This window comes from Sphingomonas sp., from assembly GCF_036731925.1.
Lineage (GTDB): Bacteria > Pseudomonadota > Alphaproteobacteria > Sphingomonadales > Sphingomonadaceae > Sphingomonas.
The window spans coordinates 429,553-446,155 of the sequence record NZ_DAINDJ010000002.1; the positions used below are offsets into that span (position 1 = coordinate 429,553).

General features: G+C 67.4%; 18 protein-coding genes. 12 read left to right on the forward strand and 6 right to left on the reverse strand.

From position 1 onward, the window contains the following. Positions 1–86: 86 nt before the first annotated feature. The 6 genes from V7E00_RS11530 to V7E00_RS11555 all read left to right on the forward strand — a co-directional run bounded on the left by V7E00_RS11530 (position 87) and on the right by V7E00_RS11555 (position 6,253). A complete protein-coding gene (locus V7E00_RS11530) occupies positions 87–746 on the forward strand; it encodes an RluA family pseudouridine synthase (RefSeq protein ID WP_333572791.1) in 660 nt (219 codons plus the stop codon). Continuing rightward, positions 739–1,140, forward strand: coding sequence for an alternative ribosome rescue aminoacyl-tRNA hydrolase ArfB (arfB, locus tag V7E00_RS11535; protein ID WP_333572792.1), 402 nt, complete (start codon positions 739–741; stop codon positions 1,138–1,140). The genes V7E00_RS11530 and arfB overlap by 8 nt, the downstream gene beginning before the upstream one ends. A gap of 39 nt (positions 1,141–1,179) precedes the next feature. Next, positions 1,180–1,665, forward strand: a complete 486-nt coding sequence (locus V7E00_RS11540) for a GAF domain-containing protein (RefSeq protein WP_333572793.1) — start codon at positions 1,180–1,182, stop codon at positions 1,663–1,665. 137 nt (positions 1,666–1,802) lie between these two features. Beyond that, the gene (gene cphA / locus V7E00_RS11545; RefSeq protein WP_333572794.1) at positions 1,803–4,571 is read left to right on the forward strand and encodes a cyanophycin synthetase; all 2,769 of its coding nucleotides are present in this window, start codon (positions 1,803–1,805) and stop codon (positions 4,569–4,571) included. After that, entirely contained in the window at positions 4,564–5,460 is an 897-nt protein-coding gene (locus tag V7E00_RS11550) for an isoaspartyl peptidase/L-asparaginase (RefSeq protein ID WP_333572795.1), read from the forward strand. Before cphA ends, V7E00_RS11550 begins: the two co-directional genes overlap by 8 nt. Further along, a complete protein-coding gene (locus V7E00_RS11555) occupies positions 5,453–6,253 on the forward strand; it encodes a cyanophycinase (RefSeq protein ID WP_333572796.1) in 801 nt (266 codons plus the stop codon). Before V7E00_RS11550 ends, V7E00_RS11555 begins: the two co-directional genes overlap by 8 nt. A gap of 9 nt (positions 6,254–6,262) precedes the next feature. Here the strand turns inward: V7E00_RS11555 and V7E00_RS11560 are convergent, their stop codons facing one another. Beyond that, positions 6,263–6,862, reverse strand: a complete 600-nt coding sequence (locus V7E00_RS11560) for an alpha/beta hydrolase (protein ID WP_333572797.1) — start codon at positions 6,860–6,862, stop codon at positions 6,263–6,265. A 274-nt stretch (positions 6,863–7,136) separates the two neighbouring features. Here V7E00_RS11560 and V7E00_RS11565 point away from each other — a divergent pair, with 274 nt between their 5' ends. The 6 genes from V7E00_RS11565 (at position 7,137) to bfr (ending at position 11,396) form a co-directional block, all read left to right on the forward strand. Further along, positions 7,137–8,168 (forward strand): sensor histidine kinase, encoded by a 1,032-nt coding sequence (locus tag V7E00_RS11565; RefSeq protein ID WP_333572798.1) that lies wholly within the window; start codon positions 7,137–7,139, stop codon positions 8,166–8,168. Between the two features lie 91 nt (positions 8,169–8,259). Next, positions 8,260–8,649 (forward strand): hypothetical protein, encoded by a 390-nt coding sequence (locus tag V7E00_RS11570; protein WP_333572799.1) that lies wholly within the window; start codon positions 8,260–8,262, stop codon positions 8,647–8,649. Positions 8,650–8,731: 82 nt separating this feature from the next. After that, entirely contained in the window at positions 8,732–9,385 is a 654-nt protein-coding gene (locus tag V7E00_RS11575) for a nitroreductase family protein (RefSeq protein WP_333572800.1), read from the forward strand. Positions 9,386–9,395: 10 nt separating this feature from the next. Continuing rightward, positions 9,396–10,634, forward strand: a complete 1,239-nt coding sequence (locus V7E00_RS11580) for a DUF418 domain-containing protein (RefSeq protein WP_333572801.1) — start codon at positions 9,396–9,398, stop codon at positions 10,632–10,634. A gap of 38 nt (positions 10,635–10,672) precedes the next feature. After that, entirely contained in the window at positions 10,673–10,843 is a 171-nt protein-coding gene (locus V7E00_RS11585; protein ID WP_333572802.1) for a (2Fe-2S)-binding protein, read from the forward strand. A 70-nt stretch (positions 10,844–10,913) separates the two neighbouring features. Continuing rightward, positions 10,914–11,396 carry a bacterioferritin gene (gene bfr, locus V7E00_RS11590; RefSeq protein ID WP_010545523.1) on the forward strand — a complete coding sequence of 161 codons (483 nt, stop codon included), beginning with the start codon at positions 10,914–10,916 and terminating at the stop codon, positions 11,394–11,396. A gap of 173 nt (positions 11,397–11,569) precedes the next feature. Here the strand turns inward: bfr and der are convergent, their stop codons facing one another. From der to V7E00_RS11615, 5 genes are all read right to left on the reverse strand, one after another. Further along, a complete protein-coding gene (der, locus tag V7E00_RS11595; RefSeq protein WP_333572803.1) occupies positions 11,570–12,937 on the reverse strand; it encodes a ribosome biogenesis GTPase Der in 1,368 nt (455 codons plus the stop codon). A 124-nt stretch (positions 12,938–13,061) separates the two neighbouring features. Further along, a complete protein-coding gene (locus V7E00_RS11600; RefSeq protein WP_333572804.1) occupies positions 13,062–14,393 on the reverse strand; it encodes an outer membrane protein assembly factor BamB family protein in 1,332 nt (443 codons plus the stop codon). Next, on the reverse strand, positions 14,390–15,106 hold the full coding sequence (locus tag V7E00_RS11605; protein ID WP_333572805.1) for a tetratricopeptide repeat protein: 717 nt from the start codon (positions 15,104–15,106) through the stop codon (positions 14,390–14,392). Before V7E00_RS11605 ends, V7E00_RS11600 begins: the two co-directional genes overlap by 4 nt. A gap of 73 nt (positions 15,107–15,179) precedes the next feature. Further along, a complete protein-coding gene (gene panB / locus V7E00_RS11610; RefSeq protein WP_333572806.1) occupies positions 15,180–16,040 on the reverse strand; it encodes a 3-methyl-2-oxobutanoate hydroxymethyltransferase in 861 nt (286 codons plus the stop codon). Between the two features lie 48 nt (positions 16,041–16,088). Further along, on the reverse strand, positions 16,089–16,466 hold the full coding sequence (locus V7E00_RS11615) for a hypothetical protein (RefSeq protein WP_333572807.1): 378 nt from the start codon (positions 16,464–16,466) through the stop codon (positions 16,089–16,091). Positions 16,467–16,603: the final 137 nt, after the last annotated feature.

A 16,603-nucleotide genomic window follows, 5' to 3' on the forward strand; every position in this document is an offset into this window, starting at 1 on the left:
GCCAGAACGGCCGGAGCCTGCCCCCCTGCTCCGGCCGTTTTTGCATCCGGGCTCGCGCATTTCGCGCGGCGCGCTATATCCCGGCCATGTTCAAGGACCGGGTACTCTTCATCGACGGCGAAGCGCTGATCATCGACAAGCCGGCGGGCCTCCCCGTCGATCGCCCGCGCGACCGCAGCGAGAGCCTGGAGGATCTGCTCGACCAGCTGACCTTCGGCTTCCAGCGCCCGCCTGTTCCCGTCCACCGGCTCGACCGCGACACCAGCGGCTGCCTGCTGCTCGCGCGCAACCCCAAGGCGATGAAGCGCTTTGGCCAGGCATTCGAGGCCGGCCAGGTGACCAAGCGCTATGTCGCGATCCTGGAAGGCGTGCCCGAGCAGGAAAGTGGGGAAATCGACCTGCCGCTCGGCAAGGTCTCGAGCATCGAAGAGGGCTGGCGGATGACCCATGATCCCAAGGGCAAGTCCGCGCGCACTCGCTGGAAGCGGATGGAAGTGCACGACGGCCGCGCGCTCGTCGCCTTCTATCCCGAGACCGGGCGCACCCACCAGATCCGCGTTCATGCGCTGGAAGGCATCGGCATCCCGATCGTCGGCGATCCCGTCTATGGCAGCGGCGGCCCGGCGCTGATGCTCCACGCCCAGTCGATCACCGTACCGCGCCCGGGCAAGCCCGACGTGCATGGCGACGCGCCTTTGCCCGCACGCTTCCACCATATCGGCTTCGGCCGCCCGACAAATGGCTGAGATTCCCGAAGCGGCGATCGTCGAGGAGAAGTTCCTCGCCGCCACGGGGCCGGGCGGGCAGAACGTCAACAAGGTGGCAACCGCGGTGCAGCTGCGGGTGGACGTGTTCCGGCTTGGCCTGTCTCCTTATGCCTATGAACGGCTGAAGGAGCTGGCCGGCACGCGGATGACCTCGGCCGGCGAGCTGCTGATCACCGCCCGGCAATATCGCACCCAGGACGCCAATCGCACCGATGCCCGGCAGCGCCTGTCCGACCTGATCGACAAGGCCCACGAGCGCCAGGCGAAGCGCGTCAAGACTAAGCCGAGCAAGGCGGCCAAGGCACGCCGGGTGGATGCGAAGAAGGGCCGATCGGCGGTCAAGGCCGGACGGGGCAAGGTCTCGCTCGACTGACCCCTCGCGCCCCGCCGCGCGATCCCCTACATCACCCCCATGTACAGCTTCGACATCACCGCAGATTCCAAGGCCGAGCTCTATCGCGACCTTGCCGCAGCACTCGATTCGCTGACCGCGGACGAGCCGGATCCGATCGCCAACATGGCGAACGTCTCGGCGCTGATCGGCCAGTATCTCCCCGATCTCAACTGGGCGGGCTTCTACCGCAACATCGCCGACGAGCTGGTACTCGGCCCCTTCCAGGGCAAGGCGGCGTGCATTCGCATTCCCTTCGGCAAGGGCGTATGCGGCGCGGCCGCCGCCACTCGCGAGACGCAGCTGGTGGAAGACGTCCACGCCTTTCCGGGCCATATCGCCTGCGACGCGGCAAGCCGCTCGGAACTGGTCGTGCCGATCGTGCATCAGGGAGAGCTGCTGGGCGTGCTCGATCTCGACAGCCCGATTCCGGCCCGGTTCGATGCGGGCGACGCCGCCGGCTGCGAGGCGCTGATGCGCATTCTGGCGCCGCGCCTGGTGGGGTGAACGGCCTTTTCAAAACAGGAAGATAAGGCAGCTTGATGCCATATAGTTGATCCGCATCAAAGGCGGAACGCGGCGGGCGTCTGGGCCGTTTTTGCGGCTCAGGCACCGGTTCTCGGCGCCGCTACTAGAGGTCAACTATGACAGCGTTGGTGCAGCCGGCCGATTTCGTCCGCCCGGCGTCGGCGAACGGAATGCGGGTGCTCGAGCGGAGCGTCTATCGCGGACCTCATCTCTACAGCACGCGCCCGATGATCCGCATCCAGGTCGATCTGCGCGACCTGGAGCAATGGCCGAGCGACAAGCTCCCGGGCTTCACCGATGGGCTGCTCGCCCTGCTCCCCGGCCTCGGCGTGCATGGCTGCAGCTATCAGCGGCCCGGCGGGTTCGTGGAACGGCTGCGCGAAGGCACCTGGATGGGCCATATCATCGAGCATGTCGCGCTGGAGCTGCAGACGCTTGCCGGCTCGCGCGTCACCCGCGGCAAGACTCGATCGGTGAAGGACCGGCCGGGCGTATACAACATCCTCTACACCTATCGCGACGAGACGCTGGCGCTCGCGGCAGGCCTGGCTGCGATCCGGCTGGTCGCCGATCTGCTGCCGGAGCCGATGCGGAAGGTGGAAGGGCTGCAACTGCTCGGCACGGCCCCGCTCGACGCGCCGCAGGACGTGCGCGCGATCGTCGCATCGCTGCAGGCGATGCTGAAGGCGGGCGCCCTCGGCCCCACCACTCGCGCGCTGGTGGAGGCGGCGGAGCGGCGGGGCATTCCCGTCACCCGCCTCAACGAGCAGAGCCTGATCCAGTTCGGCCAGGGCAGCCGCCAGAAGCGCATCCGCGCGAGCATCACCGGCGATACCGCGCAGATCGCAGTCGACATCGCCGGCAACAAGGCGATGACCAAGCAGTTGCTCGCCGAGGCGGGACTGCCGGTGCCGCGCGGTGTCGTGGTCCGGCGGGTCGAGGAGGCGCTTGCCGAAGCCAGGCGCCTGCGCTGGCCGGTGGTGGTGAAGCCGCTCGACGGCAATCACGGCCGCGGCGTCACCACCGGCATCGCCGATGAGGACGCGCTGCGCACCGCCTTCGATCTCGCCGTGCAGCATGGCCGCCGCGTGATCGTGGAGCAGCAGGTGCCGGGCAACGACCATCGCATCCTGGTTGTGAACGGCAAGCTGGTCGCCGTCGCCGAGCGCGTGCCCGCCCAGGTGGTCGGCGACGGCTTCCATTCGATCGCACAGCTGATCGACGATCTGAACCAGGATCCACGCCGCGGCACCGGCCATGAGAACGTGCTGACCCGTATCGTCATCGACGACGCGATGCGCGCGCTGCTGGAAAAATCCGATCGCACGCCCGCGACGATCCCGATGGCGGGCGAGGTGGTGGTCCTGCGCGATACTGCCAATCTCTCCACCGGCGGCACGGCGGTAGACCGTACCGACGTGATCCACCCTGCCAACAAGGCAGTCGCGGAGCAGGCGGCGGCGGTGGTCGGGCTCGACGTGTGCGGGATCGACTTCCTCTCGCCCGATATCCGCCGCCCGGTGCGGGAGACCGGCGGCGGGATCGTCGAGGTCAACGCCGCGCCCGGCTTCCGCATGCATCTGGAGCCCTCCAGCGGCACCCCCCGCGACGTCGCCACGCCGGTGATCGACATGCTGTTCCCGCGCGGCAGCCGCAGCCGGATTCCGATCTTTGCGATTACCGGCACCAACGGCAAGTCGACGACCGCGCGCATGGTATCCCGCATCCTGTGCCACGCCGGCAAGAATGTCGGCATGACCTCGACCAGCGGCATCTATTTCAACGGCCACCTCATGGTAGAGGCCGACGCCAGCGGACCGAAGAGCGCGCGCACGGTGTTGCGCAATCCCGCAGCCGATGTCGCAGTGCTGGAGACAGCGCGCGGCGGAATCTTGCGCGAAGGGCTCGGCTATGACAGCGCCGATGTCGGGGCGGTGCTCAACGTCACGGCCGATCATCTCGGCCTCAAGGGCATTGATACCGTCGAAGAACTGGCGCAGGTGAAGGGCGTGGTGGTGGAGAGCGTGGCGCGGCGGGGCCATTCGGTGCTCAACGCCGACGATCCGATGTGCCACCGCATCGCCCGCCATGCGCGGGGCACCATCGTGTGGTTCTCGCTGGCCGGCGGCACCGACCTGTCCGATCACCTCCGTCGCCATATCGCCGAGGGCGGCATGGCCGTGGTGCGCGAGCCTGGCAGCTATGGCGGATGCATCGTGATCCACCAGGCCGGCGAGCGGATCGAACTGATGCCGGCCGCAGACATTCCCGCGACGCTGGGCGGGATCGCCGAATTCAACATCGCGAACGCGCTGGCCGCGGTTGCGATGTGCGTCGCGCAACGCGTGCCGCTCGATGCGATCCGCGAGGGGCTCCACGCCTTCAGCGTATCGTTCGAGGATTCGCCAGGTCGGCTCAACATCCATGACGCGCACGGCATGCGCTGCATCCTCGATTATGCCCACAACCCCGCCGGACTGCAGGCGCTGGGCCAGGTGATCGATCGCATGCGCGCGCGCTACAACCGCGTGATCGGCATGGTCAGCATTCCCGGCGACCGGCGCGACTGCGACATCGTCGAGATGGGTCAGCTCGCCGGCGCGATCTTCGACGAAATCGTCTTCCGCGAAGCGCCTGATGGGCGGGGGCGGCCGCGCGGCGAGACCAATGGGCTGATGTCCGAAGGTGCGATGCAGGCCGGGATGCGCCCCGACCAGGTACACCGCATCGTCGACGAGATGGAGGCGGTCGACACGGTGCTGCAGCTCGGCCGCGCGGGCGACCTGCTGGTGATCATGCCCAGCGCGATCCAGGCGGTGTGGGACCGCATCCTCGCCTTCCGCCCCGGTGCCGAAGCCACCGCACGGGAGCAGCTGGATGCCTGAAGCCACGCGTTGGGCGATCATCGTGCACGGTGGCGCCAAGACGATCGATCCGGCACTCCACGATCGCAACCGCGCGGGCTGCGCCGCTGCCGCCGAGGCGGGGGCGGCGGTGCTGCGCGCCGGCGGCAGCGCGGTGCTCGCGGCCGAGGCGGCAGTGCGGGTGCTGGAAGACGATCCGGTCTTCAACGCCGGCTTCGGCTCCGTCCTGACGCGCGACGGCACTGTCGAGATGGATGCCGCGCTGATGGAAGGCACCGAGCTTGCGTTGGGCGGGGTGGCGGGGGTGCGGCGCGTCCGCAATCCCGTGCGCGTCGCCCGGGCGATGTTGTCCGCGCGCCCGGTGCTGCTCGCCGGCGAGGGTGCGGAACGGTTCGCGGCGGAGAACGGCATCGATCTGGTCGAGCCCGAGACGATGCTTTCGCCGCAAGCGCTCGCCTCCGAGAACAGCAAGGCGCACGACACCGTGGGCTGCGTGGCCATCGATACCACCGGCGCGATCGCTGCCGCGACCTCCACCGGCGGGCTGCCCGGCAAGCATCCCGGCCGGATCGGCGACTCTCCCGTGCCTGGCGCCGGCCTCTATGCCGACGATACGCTGGGCGGCTGTGCCTTCTCCGGCGACGGCGAGGCGATCCTGCGGACGATGCTTGCCGCGCAGGTGATGCATGCGCTGGAAGAGGGCGGCAACGCCGGTGAGGCGGCCGCGCACGCCATTGCACGGCTGGGCCGGGTCGGCGGCGAGGCAGGCGCGATCGTGGTGGAGCGATCAGGCGCCTTCGGCATTGCGCACAACAGCGATCACTTCGCGCTGGCACTGCATTCCAGTGAGCTCACTGCCCCGCGCGCGGGCGTTCACCGCGACGAATTGAAGGACATCCTGCATGGCTGATCGTGGCGGACCGCTCATCATCATCGGCGGTCACGAAGACAAGGAAGGCGACAAGACCATCCTCAAGGAGGTGGCCGCGCGGGTGAAGGGCGGCAAGCTCGTCATCGCCACCGTCGCCAGCCACAAGCCGGAGGGCTATTTCGAGGCGTATCAGAAGGCGTTCGGGCCGTTGGGCGTCGAGAATCTGGTCGAACTCTACGTCCATGAACGCGGCGACACGTTGGAGCAGGAAACGCAGTCGGTGTTCGAAGGCGCCGCCGGCATCTTCTTCACGGGCGGCGACCAGCTGCGCATCTCCAGCCAGATCGGCGACACCCCGGTGGAGCGGATGGTCCGCGACATCCATCACCGCGGCGGCGTGGTGGCGGGAACGTCGGCGGGCGCCTCGGTGATGAGCGAGACGATGCTGGTGAAGGGCACCAGTTCGGAATCGCACCGGATCGGCGACCTGCACATGGCACCGGGGCTGGGGCTGGTACGCGACGTGATCATCGACCAGCATTTCGCCGAGCGCGGGCGCATCGGCCGCCTGCTGGGCGCAGTGGCGCAGAACCCGCGCGTGCTGGGCATCGGCATCGACGAGGACACCGCCATCGTGCTGGAGGGCTGCTGCTTCCGCGTCGTGGGGGCCGGCGCGGTGTACATCGTCGACGGCTCGGGCGTGACCCGCTCGAACATTGCCGAGGCCAGCCCGGAGCGTACGCTCTCCATGCACGATGTGCGGCTGCACGTCCTCAGCCATGGCGACGAGTTCGACCTCGACGAACGACTCCCGCTCGCCCGAAAGGACTGAGCGCCCGGCTCAGTCCCGGTCGGGTGCCAGCGCCGCTGCCAGTGCATCGGCAGCCTGGGCCCGGCGCTCCACGATGCCGGCGGTCATCCGCAGCACCAGTTCCCGCGCACCCTGCCAGTGGCTGCCGCTGCGGCGGGCATGGGGGAGCTGGGGCAGGCCGCCTACAGCACTGCCCCAGCCGGTCGCAAGCGCCTGCACTCGCTCCGCAACCGCCGCATTCGGCGTCTCGCCGCTGAGCAGCAGCGAGGGAAAGGGCAACCGGATGCCGGGCGAAGCGAAGTGGGCGGCATCGCCCTCCCCCGCCATGGGATCGATCAGCAGCGCACCTGCCACCCGGGCGATATAGTCACGGGGCGACAGCCGCGCCCACCAGGTCGCCGCAAAGCAGCTGGCGCCGTTCGCCACCAGCAGCACCGGGCGCTCGGCATGGAGGATGGCGCTATCGAGCTTCGCAGCCCACAGGTTGCGCTGGCGCGGCGTCTCTTCCGAATAAGCGAGGTGCGCATCGGCCCGCAGGGGCGCCCCGAACAGCGCCGAAAGCGCGCGGGCCGGGCCATTGCCGGTACTGATTACCGAGAACCGATCCAGGGGCGTCGTCACGAGGGTCATGGCGATTCTTCCCGTATGCAAGTGGAGGGAGGCTATAGGCGAGCGCAGTGCCGCGCAATGCGGATCCTGCGGCCAGCATCGCAGCTGCCGCACGCCCCGGCGCACGCTTCCACCTCCGCTGAACGCGTGCGAGCCCCCACCTGCCCCGCGACCCGCCGCAAAACCCGTTTGCAGCGCTTGCGTCTGCATTGTTTCTGAACGATGAGGAAGACGCCCGGACGTTCCCCCCGAAGAACGGCCCGCGTACAGGGCGGGGCCGGGGCAACGGGTGGCAATGAACTCCTTTCGTCTTACGCTGGAACACCTGCCGCTGCTGCAAGGGCGGAGATCCCTTGCCTATGCGATCACGCTGGGGTTCTGCGCGCTCGCCTGGTGGCTCCGGCTGGTGCTGGATCCGTATTTTCCGCCAGGGTTTCCCTACCTGACCTTCTTCCCTGCGGTGATCCTCGCCTCGTTCCTTTTCGGGCGGGGACCCGGCACCGTCGCCGCCCTGCTGTGCGGCTTGCTCGCCTGGTATTTCTTCATCCCGCCGTTCGGCAGCTTCGCGCTTGCGCGCGGCACCGGCGTGGCGCTGCTGTTCTATGCCGGCGTGGTCACCGTCGATATCCTGCTCGTGCACTGGATGCAGACCGCCAATGCGCGACTGGCTGCCGAGCGCGAGCGTAACGCGGCGCTCGCCGCGCGTACCGAGATCCTGTTCGAGGAATTGCAGCACCGGGTATCCAACAACCTGCAGATGGTGGGCGCGATGCTCGCGCTGCAGCGCCGCGCGGTCACGGACGGCGAGGCACAGCGGGCAATCGGGGAAGCGGCGGCGAAGCTCCAGCTGATCGGCCGCATACAGCGGCGCCTCTATGGCAGCCGCGGCGAGCCACTGGCGCTGGATGCCTTCATCACAGCGCTCGTGGAGGATCTGGCGGAAAGCGGCGGCAAGCCGGGCATCCGGCACGTGGTGGAGGCGGACAGCGCCGTACTCTTGCCGCCCGATCGCGCCATTCCGCTGGCCCTGATCGTCGCGGAATCGATCGCCAATGCCGTCGAGCACGGCTTCGCCGCGCGCGAGGCGGGCACCATCCTCGTGCAGGTCCGTGCAGAGGATGAGCGCGTTTCGCTGACGATCCACGACGATGGCGCGGGAGTCGCAGAAGGGTTCGACGTCGCGACGGTGGACAGCCTGGGCCTGCGGATCGCCCGCAGCCTGTGCCAGAGCCTCGGCGCTGAACTCCGCATCGTCCCGGGACGGCCCGGTACGCGGGTGGAACTGCGCAACCTTCCGATCACGCCCGTTGCGGCGCGCCCTGTCTGACCTCGATCAATGCCGCTGGCGCCGCGAGGGCGCATCCTGTAGGCTGATCCCAAGGAGGGCGGCGACCATGGAACAGCGTTCTGGCACCCCGATGGCTGCGCGGCTCGGCTTCAAGCCCGGCATGCGCGTATGGTTTCACGACATGCCGCAGGCAGTGCGGGAAGCGATTGCGCCGGAACGCACCGCGCTCGAAGAAATGGGATGCGCCACCGACGGCGTGCAGGGAGTGCACCTGTTCACCTCCCGGCGCGATCACCTGGAACGCGAACTGGGGGCCCTGCGGGGCCTGCTGGCGAGCAACGGGTTCTGCTGGGTTTCCTGGCCGGAACCGGCGGGGGCCTCCGACCTTGCGAGCGAAACGGTTGCCGACGTCGCCGCGGCCCATGGCTGGGAACAGCGCGACCGCTGCGCCTTCGAAGGCTGGTCCGGCGTGAAGCTCACCCCGCGCATTCCGACGAACCCGGCAAAAAGCGCGACATAATCGTCGCTCCGCACAACAACCGAATAGACATATTCCATGCGTTCGGCGACGTTCCGAGCCCATCATCTCTATGAAACCTGATATGCGGCCTTGGACTCCTGACATCGATCTGCCGGATCACGAGCGGATCGCCCACGCCGCTGCCTTTTGCGAGCGGATGGCGACCCGTCACAGTTGCCGGAGTTTCTCTGCCGATCCGGTTCCGCGCGCGATCATCGAAACCGCGATCGCAGCGGCCGGCACCGCACCCAGTGGTGCCAATCGCCAGCCATGGCATTTCGCCGCCCTTTCTTCCCCCGGTGCCAAGACCGCGCTGCGCGTGGCGGTGGAGGAGGAGGAACGCAATTTCTACGGCGGCATCGGCGGCAGCGAATGGCAGGGGCTGCTGCACAACCTCGGCACCACCGCCGACAAGCCCTATCTGGAAATCGCACCCTGGGTCATCGTCGCCTTCGGGCAGACCAAGGCGAACGAAACCGATCGTTTCCCCAATCCGCACCTCGTCGAGAGCGTAAGCCTGGCCTGCGGCCTCCTGCTGACAACGTTGCATCTCGCGGGCCTCGCAACGCTGGTCCACACCGCGACGCCGGCGCGCTTCCTCAACCGCTTGTGCCGGCGCCCGGCGCTGGAGAAGCCGATCATGCTGATCGTTGCCGGCCACCCTGCGCCCGACGCGACGATCCCTGTGACCGCGCTCGAGCGCAAACCGCTCGATAAGATCGCCAGCTGGTTCTAAGCGCCCTCGGGTGCAATACCCGACCGGTTCCCGCCTGCTCTCGCTTGATCTCGTCCGCGGCACTGCGCTGCTCGGCATCCTGCTGCTCAACATCGTCAGCTTCGGCATGCCCGAAGCCGCCTATTTCAACCCGCGCGCCTATGGCGGCTGGCACGGCGCCGACCTGGTCGCCTGGGCCGTGAACTTCCTGTTCTTCGACGGGCGAATGCGCGGGCTGTTCTCCTTCCTGTTCGGCGCGTCGCTGCTGATCGTCACCGAGGCGGCCGAGGCGGCGGGGCGAGACCCGGCGCGGGCGCATTATGCCCGCATGGCATGGCTGCTGCTGTTCGGCCTCCTGCACCTCTGGCTGATCTGGCACGGCGACATCCTCGCCCATTATGCGCTGGTCGGCATGATCGCCTTCCCGCTGCGCAAACTGCCGGTGTCGCGGCTGGTGAGCCTGGGCGCGGTGCTGGTGCTGGCCAGCACCGCATTGTTCGGGATGCTGGCGCATGATGCCTGGCGAATGTCGCTCGCACCGCAGCCGGCGCACGGCGAATATGCGTCGCTGGTAGAAGCATTCGGTACTCCGCCGGAGAGCCGCATCGCGGGCGAGCTGGCGGTGCGGCGCGGCAGCTATGCCGGGGTGGTCGCACAGCGGTTCCACGAATATGGCGATAGCCCGCTGGCCCTGCTGACGCTGTATGGGTGGGAAACACTCGGCTATATGCTGTTCGGTATGGCGGCGCTGCGTAGCGGGCTGCTTGCCGGCACCTGGCCGCGCGACACCTATCGCCGGTGGTGGCTTCGCTGCTGGGCCATCGCCCTACCCGTCTATGCCCTGCTCGCCGCATGGCTGATTGCGGCGCGGTTCAGCCTCTTCTCGGTGCTGGTGGCGTCGGTAACGCTGCCCGGATTGATACGGCCGATCATGATTCTCGGCTGGGCGTGCCTGATCCTCTACGCTGCACGACCCGACGGATGGCTTGCCCGCCGTATCGCCGCTGCCGGCCGCATGGCCTTTACCAACTATCTCGCGACCAGCCTGATCTGCGTGTTCATGTTCGACGGCTATGGGCTCGGCTGGTTCGGCCGCCTGTCGCGATGGCAGCTGTACCCGGTGGTGGCCTGCGTGTGGGTGCTGCTGCTGGCTTGGTCACGCCCATGGCTGCAGCGCTTCCGCTATGGTCCCCTCGAATGGCTGTGGCGGAGTCTGTCGCGCGGATCTCTGCAACCCATTCGCAATAGCCTTGCGAATCGCTCGCAGTAGCGCTACATCTTCGATCACCAGAGAATCGAGGATCTCCGATGGTCGTGTGCGTGTGCAATGCCCTGCGGGAGCGTGAAGTTCGGGAAGTGGCGCGGCAGGGCGCGCAAAGTGCATGCCAGGCCTATCGTGCGCTCGGCTGCCAGGCGAAATGCGGCCAGTGCGTGCCGTTCGCCCGAGCCATCATCGCCGAGGAACGCGCGGCCGCCTAAGGCCAACTCCAAGGTTCCGTCCCGATCGTTTCGCCGCTAGGTTGCGTGCCGAACGACAAGGGATTTGCATATGAAGGGCGACGCCAAGGTTCTCGAGTATCTCAACGAGGTGCTCAAGAACGAGCTGACTGCGATCAACCAGTACTGGCTGCACTATCGCATGCTCGACCATTGGGGCGTGCAGAAGCTCGCCCAGTTCGAGCGCCACGAATCGATCGACGAGATGAAGCATGCGGACTGGCTGTCGGAGCGCATCCTGTTCCTCGACGGCCTGCCCAATTTCCAGCTGCTCGGCCGGCTGCGCATCGGCGAGACGGTGGAAGAGCTGCTCCGCGCCGACCTGGCGCTGGAAGTGGAGGCGATCGCCGTGCTGCGCGACGCGATCCAGCATTGCGAGACCGTGCGCGACTTTGTCAGCCGCGACCTGTTCCTCAAGATCCTCGAGAGCGAGGAAGAGCATGTCGACACGCTGGAGCGCCAGTTCGACATGATCGAGCGGATGGGGCTGGAAAACTACATCCAGCTCAACAGCAAGCCGACCGAGGCGGAGTAGGCTGCGACTGCATGGGGGCGGACGCACGCCCCCACACCGTCATCCCCGCGAAGGCGGGGATCCATTGGTGGAGTCGTCGAGGCTCTTGCCGGAACGTCCTGGCAAATGGATTCCCGCCTTCGCGGGAATGACAGGCGGGGATTGGGGCCGAAGTCCGTGATCGCCCCCGCCCCTCAATCCTTGCTGTGGTCGAAGGGATTCTTCGGCGCGCGCAGCACCAGCCGCACCGGCACCGCACCGAAATCGAACTCGCGCCGCAGGCCGTTGATCAGATAGCGCTGATAGCTCATCGGCAGCAGGTCCACCCGCGTGCCGAACAGCACGAAGCTGGGCGGGCGGGTCTTGTTCTGCGTCATGTAGCGCGGCTTGATCCGCTTGCCGCCGGGTGCAGGGGGCGGATTGGCTTCGATCGCGCGTTCGAACCAGCGGTTGAGCTGGCCGGTCGACACACGCCGGGACCAGGCGTCGCGCGTCTCGAACGCAACGCGCATCAGCGTGTCGAGCCCCTTGCCGGTCACCGCCGAAACGGTGAGCAACGGCACGCCCTTCACCTGCGCGAGGCCCTCGTCCAGCGCGCCCTTTACCCCGTTGAACAGGCTGGAGGCATTCTCCGCCACGTCCCACTTGTTCATCGCGATGATCAGCGCGCGGCCTTCCTGCAGCACGCGATCGGCGATCTTGAGGTCCTGCACCTCCAGCCCGCGCGTCGCATCGAGCAGCAGCACCACCACTTCGGCGAAGTCGATCGAGCGCAGCGTGTCCGCGACCGAAAGCTTCTCCAGCTTCTCCTCAACGCGGGCCTTCTTGCGCAAGCCCGCGGTGTCGACCAGCCGGACCTTGCGCGGCTTGTCCTCGAAATCCGTCCATTCGTAATCGATGGAAATCGAATCCCGGGTGATGCCGGCTTCGGGCCCGGTGATCATCCGGTCCTCGCCGAGGATGCGGTTGACCAGTGTCGACTTGCCCGCGTTCGGGCGGCCGACGATCGCCAGCTTCAGCGGTGCATCCGGGCTTTCGGGATCTTCCTCGGGCTCCTCGTCCTCGCGATCGACATGGGGCAGCAGCGCCTCGAACAGATCCGCGACACCCTCGCCATGCTCGGCCGAAAAGGGGATCGGGTCGCCAAGCCCGAGCGCCATCGCCTCCAGGATGCCGGACTCGCCCGCACGGCCTTCCGCCTTGTTGGCCATCAGCACCACCGGCCGGTCGGTCGAACGCAGCCAGCGGGCGATCTCCTCGTCGAGCGGCGTTACACCCGCGCGCGCGTCGATCAGGAACAGCGAGACGTCCGCCTCGCGCACCGCCGCTTCGGTCTGCGCGCGCATGCGGCCCGGGAGCGTCGCGGCATCCTCGTCCTCATACCCCGCCGTGTCGATCACGCGGAATTCGAGGCCGAGCAGGTTCGCATCGCCTTCGCGGCGATCGCGGGTAACGCCAGGCTGATCGTCGACCAGCGCGAGGCGCTTTCCGACCAGCCGGTTGAACAGCGTCGACTTGCCCACATTGGGGCGTCCGATGATGGCGACGGTGGGCAAAGGCATGGTCGATTCTCTAACGCAGTAGGAGGGGCGACGCAAAGTCGCCGGAAAAACGAGAGGGGCCGGAGCACTGCGCCCCGGCCCCCGAATGGGTATCGCTCCCCGGCGAGGCGCCGGGGGAACGGGTTCAACGATAGGCGCTCAGGCGGCCCTTGTCGTCGAGCAGGTAGAGCGTGTTGTTGGCGATCACCGGCGGGAGCGAGAGCGGATCCTTGGTCTCCTTGGTGGAGAGGATGCTGCCGTCCTTCGGCGACACGGACACAATCTGACCCAGCGTGTTGATCAGCAGCAGGCGACCGCCGGCTGCGATCGGGCCCTTCCAGGCCACCGGGTTCTTCAGCTTCTTCTCGTTCTTGTACTTCTGCAGCTGGACGATCCAGCGCGGCTTGCCGCTGCTGCGCGACAGGCACAGGAGACGCGCATCGTCGGTGACGACGAACAGCCACTCACCCACCGCATAGGGCGACGAGAGACCGCCGATGCTCTGTTCCCAGAGCGTCGAGCCGCTGGTGATGTCCACCGCGACCATCCGGCCCCCCTCGCCCAGCGCATAGACGCGGCCCTGGTCGATCACCGGTTCGGCATCGATGTCCGACAGCGAGGAGACCGAGGTGGTCATGGTGTTGCGGGTCAGCACGTCGCCCCACAGCGACAGACCGTTCTCGTAGCGATAGGCGTTGAGCTCGCCCGACGAGAAGCCGGCGATTACCGTGCCCTGCGCGGAGGCCGGTGCGGCGACGCCGAACACGCCCTGCGATTCGGGGCTGGCGGTTGCCGTCCACGAGACGTCGCCCTTGTCCTGAGTAAGCGCGAACAGCTGGTTGTCCTGCGTAACCACATAGACATTGCCGTTGGCGAGGGTCGGCGCGCCACGCAGCGGGCCACCGGGGCGCTTGCGCCAGATTTCCTTGCCGTCGGCGACCTGCAGGGCAACCACGTCCCCCAAGCCATTGGCTGCATAGACATGGTCCCCGTCAGCGCTGACGCCGCCGCCGAACAGCGCGCCGCGGCTGCGTTTGTCCTCACCGGAGCCGGTGCGCGCGTTCCACAACTCGGACCCGGTATCGGCCGCCATCGCGTGTACGGTGCCGGCCTGGTCGATCACGAACAGCTTGTTGCCTTCAATCACCGGCGAGGCGGCGAGGCGCTGGCTCTTCGACGGCTTGGCGACCTGACGCGACCAGACGCGCGACAGCGATTCGCCAAGGGCGAGATGGCCCATCGCCTTGGAGGCGCTGCCGCCCGGCTGGTTCCAGTTCTCGTTGGCCGCTGCCTCGGGCAGCTGGACCTCGATGCCCGCCAGCGTCTTGTCGGCGGTGATGTCGTTCTCGGTCACCAGGATCGGCACACGCTCGCCGAGCACGGGCGTCTTCTTGGCGCCGCCGCCCTTGAAGACACCGCAGCCGCTCACCAGCGCGAGCGCGGCAACCGCCGTTACAACGCGAACCTTCGTGTTCATTTAGCTTGCTTTTCCTGGGTCTGAGCGGTCGTCGTGGTGGGAGCGACCGAAAGCGTCTTGGCGAGTTCGGCGGTGCGTTCGCGGATCGAGTCCGGTACGCGGGGCCCCGCTTCGCTCAACTGGCGATAGAGCTTGGCGGCCTCGCCGCGCTTGCCCGATTTGAGATACGCGGCCGCCACCATCTCGCCGGCGGTTCCGAACCACGGCGAATCGGGGTTGGCGAGCGTGCCGAGCCGCTGGATCACATCCTGCGGCTTGAGTGTGTCGAACTCGGCCTGGGTCTGGCGGACGAGCGCCAGATCGCGGAACGGCTGGGCGAGCTTGGCATCGGTCACGATGCTCGCGAACTTGGCCGCCGCACCCTTCTTGTCGCCCTGCTGGAACAGCAGGTTGCCCTGGGTGAAGCGCGCCATCGCGGCATAGCCGTCTTCGCCCTGCGCCAGCTTGTCGAGCCCGGGCTGCGCCTGGCTCGCCTGGTTCTGCGCGGCGAGCTGAAGTGCTGCATCATAATCCGCGCCGCGCGCCTCGGCGGCGGTGCGCTGGCTGTGATCGTAGAACAGCCAGCCTGCGACGGCGACCAGGAAGGCCACCACGCCCGCGACGACCCAGATGCCATAGCGACGGCCGGCGCGGATCAGCTGATCGCGCCGATATTCCTCGTCGACTTCGCGAAGGAAGGCCTCGTCGGTGGTACCGGAAGGAGGAAGCGCCAAAATCTACTCCATGGGTCTGATGCGGCCGCGGACCTTAGCGCCGCGTGCGGTGAACGCAAATCGCCCTACTCCGTCAGTCTTTCGGCGCATAGACCTGATCCGGTCCCGGAAAGGCCCGGGACCGTACCTCACCGGCATAGGTTTCAACCGCGGCGGAAATGCGGCCAGCGAGATCGTCATAGCGCTTCACGAAGCGCGGGGTGCGTTCGAATAGGCCGAGCATGTCCTCGGCGACGAGCACCTGGCCATCGCACTCCGCCGACGCACCGATGCCGATGGTGGGGCATTTGACAGCCTGGGTGATCTCGACGGCGATCGGCTCGACCACGCCTTCGACGACGATCGCGAAGGCACCCGCCTCGTCCATCGCCACCGCGTCACCGACCAGCTTGGCATGTTCCGCCTCGCTGCGGCCGCGGGCGCCATAGCCGCCCAGCACGTTGATCGCCTGGGGGGTCAGGCCGATATGGCCGATCACCGGAATCCCGCGCTCGTTGAGGAACCGGACCGTCGGCGCCATTGCCGCGCCGCCTTCGAGCTTCACCGCCGCCGCGCCGGTTTCCTTGAGCAGCCGGGCGGCACTCTCGAACGCCTGCTGGGGCGAGGCCTCGTAGCTGCCGAAGGGCATGTCGATGACGACCAGCGCGTGGTAGCTGCCCCGCACTACCGCCGCGCCGTGTGCCGCCATCATCTCGAGCGTGACGGGGACGGTGGACGGCAGACCGTAGATCACCTGGCCGAGGCTGTCGCCGACCAGCAGCATGTCGCAGGCAGCGTCCATCAGCTGCGCCATGCGGACCGTATAGGCGGTGAGCATCACCAGCGGCTCGCCGCCCTTGCGCTTGCGGATCGCGGGCACGGTAACGCGCTTCATCGGCGCGGGCGTTGGATTGGCGCGGCTGGTGCCGGTATCAAGGGTGAGCTGGTGCGACATGGCGCGCGGTCTAGCGGGTCAGGCGCCGCCCCGCCAGCCCGGCGAGGATCAGCGCAGCCAGCCGCGTCGCGTCGCCATTGCGGCAAGCCAGATCTGGAATATCGTCACGCCCAGGATGAACACCGGGACGACAAAGGCCTGCACCGGCCCGGAAAGCATGCCGGTCGCGAACAGATAGCCAAACTGCACGATGACCGCCGCGAGCGAGACCACGTACAGGACATTGGCCTTGCGCGACCGCCGCAGCATGGCGACCGAGCCGAGCAGGCTGGCACCGACACCGATGGCGTAATCGACCAGGAACCAGCGCGGAACCGCCTGATAATATTCCCAGTTCCACAGCCCCGGCTCACCGGCGCGCTGCGGCGAAAGCGTCGCATGGGAATAGAAGACGAGGCAGCCGAGCAGCCCCCACAGGACCAGCATCGTTGCGACCGTGCGAAACCAGCTGGCTGGCCGTTGTCGAATATAAGACGCCATGCGATCCCAGTAACCCGTCTCGTTTATCGTGTTAATTTAGGATAAACACGGTGGTAAAGCCACGAACGTGTAAATTTTTCGTG

Excerpts from the sequence above, each read along its gene's own strand:
- V7E00_RS11530 (WP_333572791.1), top strand. The coding sequence starts at position 87 with ATGTTCAAGGACCGGGTACTCTTCATCGACGGCGAAGCGCTGATCATC.
- arfB (WP_333572792.1), top strand. The coding sequence starts at position 739 with ATGGCTGAGATTCCCGAAGCGGCGATCGTCGAGGAGAAGTTCCTCGCC.
- V7E00_RS11540 (WP_333572793.1), top strand. The coding sequence starts at position 1,180 with ATGTACAGCTTCGACATCACCGCAGATTCCAAGGCCGAGCTCTATCGC.
- cphA (WP_333572794.1), top strand. The coding sequence starts at position 1,803 with ATGACAGCGTTGGTGCAGCCGGCCGATTTCGTCCGCCCGGCGTCGGCG.
- V7E00_RS11550 (WP_333572795.1), top strand. The coding sequence starts at position 4,564 with ATGCCTGAAGCCACGCGTTGGGCGATCATCGTGCACGGTGGCGCCAAG.
- V7E00_RS11555 (WP_333572796.1), top strand. The coding sequence starts at position 5,453 with ATGGCTGATCGTGGCGGACCGCTCATCATCATCGGCGGTCACGAAGAC.
- V7E00_RS11560 (WP_333572797.1), bottom strand. The coding sequence starts at position 6,862 with ATGACCCTCGTGACGACGCCCCTGGATCGGTTCTCGGTAATCAGTACC.
- V7E00_RS11565 (WP_333572798.1), top strand. The coding sequence starts at position 7,137 with ATGAACTCCTTTCGTCTTACGCTGGAACACCTGCCGCTGCTGCAAGGG.
- V7E00_RS11570 (WP_333572799.1), top strand. The coding sequence starts at position 8,260 with ATGGCTGCGCGGCTCGGCTTCAAGCCCGGCATGCGCGTATGGTTTCAC.
- V7E00_RS11575 (WP_333572800.1), top strand. The coding sequence starts at position 8,732 with ATGCGGCCTTGGACTCCTGACATCGATCTGCCGGATCACGAGCGGATC.
- V7E00_RS11585 (WP_333572802.1), top strand. The coding sequence starts at position 10,673 with ATGGTCGTGTGCGTGTGCAATGCCCTGCGGGAGCGTGAAGTTCGGGAA.
- bfr (WP_010545523.1), top strand. The coding sequence starts at position 10,914 with ATGAAGGGCGACGCCAAGGTTCTCGAGTATCTCAACGAGGTGCTCAAG.
- der (WP_333572803.1), bottom strand. The coding sequence starts at position 12,937 with ATGCCTTTGCCCACCGTCGCCATCATCGGACGCCCCAATGTGGGCAAG.
- V7E00_RS11600 (WP_333572804.1), bottom strand. The coding sequence starts at position 14,393 with ATGAACACGAAGGTTCGCGTTGTAACGGCGGTTGCCGCGCTCGCGCTG.
- panB (WP_333572806.1), bottom strand. The coding sequence starts at position 16,040 with ATGTCGCACCAGCTCACCCTTGATACCGGCACCAGCCGCGCCAATCCA.
- V7E00_RS11615 (WP_333572807.1), bottom strand. The coding sequence starts at position 16,466 with ATGCTGGTCCTGTGGGGGCTGCTCGGCTGCCTCGTCTTCTATTCCCAT.